Origin of the sequence: Azoarcus sp. TTM-91 (assembly GCF_012911025.1) — a bacterium.
GTDB lineage: Bacteria > Pseudomonadota > Gammaproteobacteria > Burkholderiales > Rhodocyclaceae > Azoarcus.
On sequence record NZ_WUEI01000201.1, the window covers coordinates 1 to 4,337 of the forward strand.

At 70.7% G+C, this 4,337-nt stretch carries 5 protein-coding genes; 3 read left to right on the forward strand and 2 right to left on the reverse strand.

Features of this window, described 5'->3' with window-relative positions; all coding sequences use genetic code 11:
• Positions 1 to 38 precede the first annotated feature (38 nt).
• Together GRF61_RS23420 and GRF61_RS23425 are read left to right on the forward strand one after the other, a co-directional pair.
• Positions 39 to 938 (forward strand): pirin family protein, encoded by a 900-nt coding sequence (locus GRF61_RS23420; RefSeq protein WP_169153023.1) that lies wholly within the window; start codon positions 39 to 41, stop codon positions 936 to 938.
• 239 nt (positions 939 to 1,177) lie between these two features.
• A complete protein-coding gene (locus tag GRF61_RS23425; protein ID WP_169153024.1) occupies positions 1,178 to 1,447 on the forward strand; it encodes a hypothetical protein in 270 nt (89 codons plus the stop codon).
• Positions 1,448 to 1,500: 53 nt separating this feature from the next.
• Here the strand turns inward: GRF61_RS23425 and GRF61_RS23430 are convergent, their stop codons facing one another.
• Complete coding sequence (locus tag GRF61_RS23430; protein WP_169153025.1) at positions 1,501 to 2,835, reverse strand: ATP-binding protein; 1,335 nt, start codon at positions 2,833 to 2,835, stop codon at positions 1,501 to 1,503.
• A gap of 3 nt (positions 2,836 to 2,838) precedes the next feature.
• Positions 2,839 to 3,552 (reverse strand): response regulator transcription factor, encoded by a 714-nt coding sequence (locus tag GRF61_RS23435; protein WP_348982471.1) that lies wholly within the window; start codon positions 3,550 to 3,552, stop codon positions 2,839 to 2,841.
• A gap of 166 nt (positions 3,553 to 3,718) precedes the next feature.
• On the opposite strand from GRF61_RS23435, the gene GRF61_RS23440 reads away from it, so the two are divergent.
• Positions 3,719 to 4,337 (forward strand): Spy/CpxP family protein refolding chaperone (locus GRF61_RS23440; RefSeq protein WP_169153026.1); only part of this gene is annotated, 619 nt, incomplete at its 3' end.

Genomic DNA, 4,337 nt, shown 5'->3' on the forward strand with positions numbered 1-4,337 from the left:
CCCTTTTCCCTTTCCCCCTTTCCGCCGGAGCCCCGCCGATGTCCAGCCCGAAGCCCGTTTCCAGCCCCAAGGTTCCCTATGTCTATGCCGGCCACGAGAAAGAACTGGGGGGCGGCTTCATCGTCCGCCGGCTGCTGCCGGGCCATCCGCAGCGCTATGTCGGCCCCTTCGTGTTCTTCGACCATTTCGGTCCCACCGACATCGACGCCGGCCAGAACATCGACGTGCGCCCCCATCCGCATATCGGCCTCGCCACCGTCACCTATCTGTTCGAGGGCGAGATGATGCACAGGGACAGCCTCGGCTCGGTGCAGCGCATCCGGCCCGGCGACATCAACTGGATGACCGCCGGCCGCGGCATCGTCCATTCGGAGCGCACCACCGACGAGAACCGTGGCAAAGCCTGGCGCAGCCACGGCCTGCAGCTGTGGGTGGCGCTGCCGCGCGAAGCGGAGGAATGCCCACCCGCCTTCCACCACCACGCCGCCGACAGTCTGCCCTGCTGGCAGGAAGACGCTGTGCGGCTGCGGCTGATGGCCGGCAGCAGCTGCGGCCGGCAGTCGCCGGTGGAGGTCAGTTCGCCGATGATCTACATGGATCTGCGCTGGGAACAGGACGGCCACTGGACGGTGCCGGAGGAACATGCGGAGCGCGCTCTCTACGTCATCGCCGGCCAGGTGAACGTGGACGGCAAACCGGTGACGCCCCGCCACCTCGCTCTCCTCGCGCCCGGTGAGGAAGTACGGGTGGAAGCCTCCCTGGGCACCCGGGCGGTGCTGGTGGGCGGCGCGCCGCTGGACGGCCCGCGCTACATCTGGTGGAACTTTGTCTCCAGCAGCAAGGAGCGCCTGGAGCAGGCCAAGGCCGACTGGGCCGAGGAGCGCTTCGGCAGCATTCCCGACGATGACAAGGAACGCATTCCACTGCCGCAGCGTTAGGGGGATCTGCCGTGCTTGCTCCTCCCTTGCTGGCGGGACAGCGAGCGAGGCTCAAGCCGCCCTTGACGCGCCGTCGGGCCACCGCCTCTTTTCTCCGGCGAGGGGAGAAGCCTTACGGCCGCACCGGCGGCACGGGAAACCCATCTGCGCAACACCGGCGTCAGCAGGGCAAACCCCAAATCACTTCACCCCGCTTTCCACCGATAATCGCCGCCTCCCCCGTTCCCCCGGAGCCGCCCATGCGCCCCAGCCGCCAGACCCTGTCGATCACCGCCCTTGCCGCCCTTGCCCTGCTGCTGGGCGGCTGCACCAAGCTCACCGCGGCGAACTACGAGCGGCTCAAGATCGGCATGAGCTACACCGAGGTGAAGGCGCTATTCGGTGATCCGTCCGGCTGCAGCGATCTGCTGACGGTGAAGACCTGCACCTGGGGCGACGAAAACCGCCACGTCACGGTGAACTTCGTCGCCGACCAGGTAGTGCTGTTCAATGGCGCCAACCTGAAGTAAGCCGCCCGCCCCGACGGCCGGGGCGCGGAAGGCGGCCATCCAAGCCGGCCGCGCTATGCCTGCAGCGGCAGCAGTATCTCCACCCTGAGGCCGCCGCCCTCGCGCGCCGCCGCGCTTATGCTGCCGCCATGCAGCTGCACCGCGCCGCGGGCGATCGCCAGCCCGAGGCCGAAGCCAACCACGCCGTTGCTGCCGCCGCGGTAGAAGGGCTCGAAGATGGCCTCCAGATCCGCCGCTGCCACGCCGGGGCCGCGGTCGGCCACCTGCAGGCGGAAGCAGCCGTCGGCACCCGGACCGGCCTCCACCTCCACCGTCGAACCCTCGGCGGTGTACTTCACCCCGTTGCGGATGACGTTCTCGAAGGCGCGGTAGAGCAGCGCCGCCTGCGCCCGGCACAGCGCCTCGCCAGTGGCGGACAGCGTCAGCTGGCGGCCGCTGTTGCGGGCCTCGAAGCCGGCATCCTCGGCGATCTCCGCCACCATCTCCACCAGATCCACCGTTTCCGGCGGCAGCTGTTCGCCCATGCCGGCATCCAGCCGCGACAGCGTCAGCAGCTCACCGACCAGCTCGTCCACCCGACCAGCCTCGCGCTCTATGCGCTCCAGCGAGGCGCCGACGCTGTCCGGCCGCTGGCGCGCCAGGCCGATGGCCACCTGCAGCCGGGCCAGCGGCGAGCGCAGCTCATGGGAAACGTCGTGCAGCAGGCGGCGCTGGGCTGCCATCAGGCTCTGCAGGCGGGCGGCCATGCGGTCGAAATCGCGGCCGAGGTCGGCGATTTCGTCGCGGCGGCTGCCCATCAGCGGCTGCACCCGGGTTTCCAGGCGGCCGGCGGCGGTGGCCTCGAAAGCCCAGCGCAGGTTGCGTATCGGCTTCGCCAGATACCAGGCGAGACAGGCGCTGAAGGCCAGGCTGGCGATCAGGCCGGCGGCAATCGGCAAGGCCCGGCTGGGGGCATGCAGCGGCGGCGGCGGAGGGGGTGGCGGCTCCGGCGCGGCTGCCATGAACAACAGGTAACGGCCGCCACCGGCCAGGCTCACCTCGCGCACCGCTTCATGCGTGGCAGACGTCGCCACCGCGCGGCGGGCGCGTGCCAGCACCGGGCCCGGCACCGGCCGCGCCAGCAGCTCCCGGCCGGCATCATCCACCGCCAGCAGGCCCTCCGGCCCTTCCAGCCGCCATTCCCGCAGCACATCCGCCAGCACCGCCGGCCCGGCGCTGCGCAGCAGGCCGGCAGCGGCCTCGACCGCGAAGCGGGCGCGGGGGTCCACCAGCGGCGCGCGCGCGCTCTCGCCGCGCTGGTGCAGGGATACGCCTATTCCCACCGCCACCGCGGCGCTCACCAGTGCCAGCCAGTAGGCGAAGAAAAATTTCCAGAACAGGCGGCCCACCGCTCACTCCCTCAGGTACTGGTAGCCGATGCCGCGCACCGTCTCTATCGGCGAGCGCCCGTCGGCGTAGCGGCCCAGCTTGTGGCGCAGGCTGGAGAGGTGCACATCGATGCTGCGGTCGTAGCGCGCCAGCGGCCGGCCCAGGCCCTGTTCGGAGAGGTCGCCCTTGCTCACCACCCGCCCGGCGTGGCGCACCAGCACCTCCAGCAGGTTGAACTCGGTGCTGGTGAGGGCCAGCGGCGTGCCGTCCCACTCCACCGAGCGCTTCTGCGGCCACAGCACCAGCGGCGCCACTTCCAGCGGCGAGTTGAGCTCTTCGCCGCCCGGCTCGCGCTGGGTACGGCGCAGGATGGCGCGCACCCGCGCCACCAGTTCGCGCGGCGAACAGGGTTTGGGCACGTAGTCGTCAGCGCCCAGTTCCAGGCCGACGACGCGGTCGATGTCGTCGCCCTTGGCAGTCAACATCAGCACCGGCAGGCTGCTGCGGGCGCGGATGCGGCGCAGCACCTCCACCCCGTTCAGCCGCGGCATCATCACATCCACCACGATGAGGTCGTAGCTGCCGGACAGGGCCTGGCCGACGCCGGCCTCGCCGTCATGCACCGCGTGCACATCGAAGCCCTCGCCGCCCATGTACTCCATCAGCATGCGGCTGAGTTCGACATCGTCGTCGACCAGCAGGACTCGGGGATCTGAGGGCATAGGCGGGGCTGTCACGGGCTTGTTCCGGAGCCGGATGATAGTCCGCGGCACCTCGAGTACAAGCGCGGACACCGACTCTTTACCCAGCTTTACCCGCCTCTACCGCGGTTAACACCCCCGCCGCGCATAGTTCGCTCCGTTCCGGCGCCGCCTGCGCCGCATCCACCGCACGGAGTCTTCCATGTCACGACCCGCCTCCCGCCCGCTTTCCGGCGCTGCCAAGGCGCTGCGCCTCGCCTTGCTCGCCAGCCTGTTCGGCGTCTCCCTCGCCAGCCAGGCCGAACCCATAGGCGCTCCGCAGCCGCAGACAGAGAGGGATTGCGCCCCACTCCCGCCACCAGCCTTCCACGGCCATCCGGGCGGCCCCGGCTCCGGCTTCGACGGCCCCGGCCCGGCCTGGGGCGAGATGGAGGCCCCGCCGCCTCCCTTCCTGCGCGGCCTGGAGCTGAGCGAGGAACAGCGCGACCGCATCTTCGAGATCCTGCATCAGCAGGCGCCGCAGGCGCGCAAGCAGGCCAAGGCGGTACGCGCAGCGCATGAGGCCCTGCGCGAGGCCGACCTGGTCGTCAATTACGACGAAGCCAGAGTGCGCAGCCTCACCGAAGCGCTGGCCAAGGCCGAGGCCACCCAGCAGCAGGGCCGGCTGGCCACCGCCCACCGCCTCTACGCGGTGTTGGACGCCGACCAGCGCCGCCTGCTCGAAAGCCGCAAGGAAGGCCGCAACGGACCGGACGGCGGCGAGCGCCACCGCCCCGGCGGCGAAGAGCGCCCCTTGCCGCGGAGACCGGCCCCGGTCACCC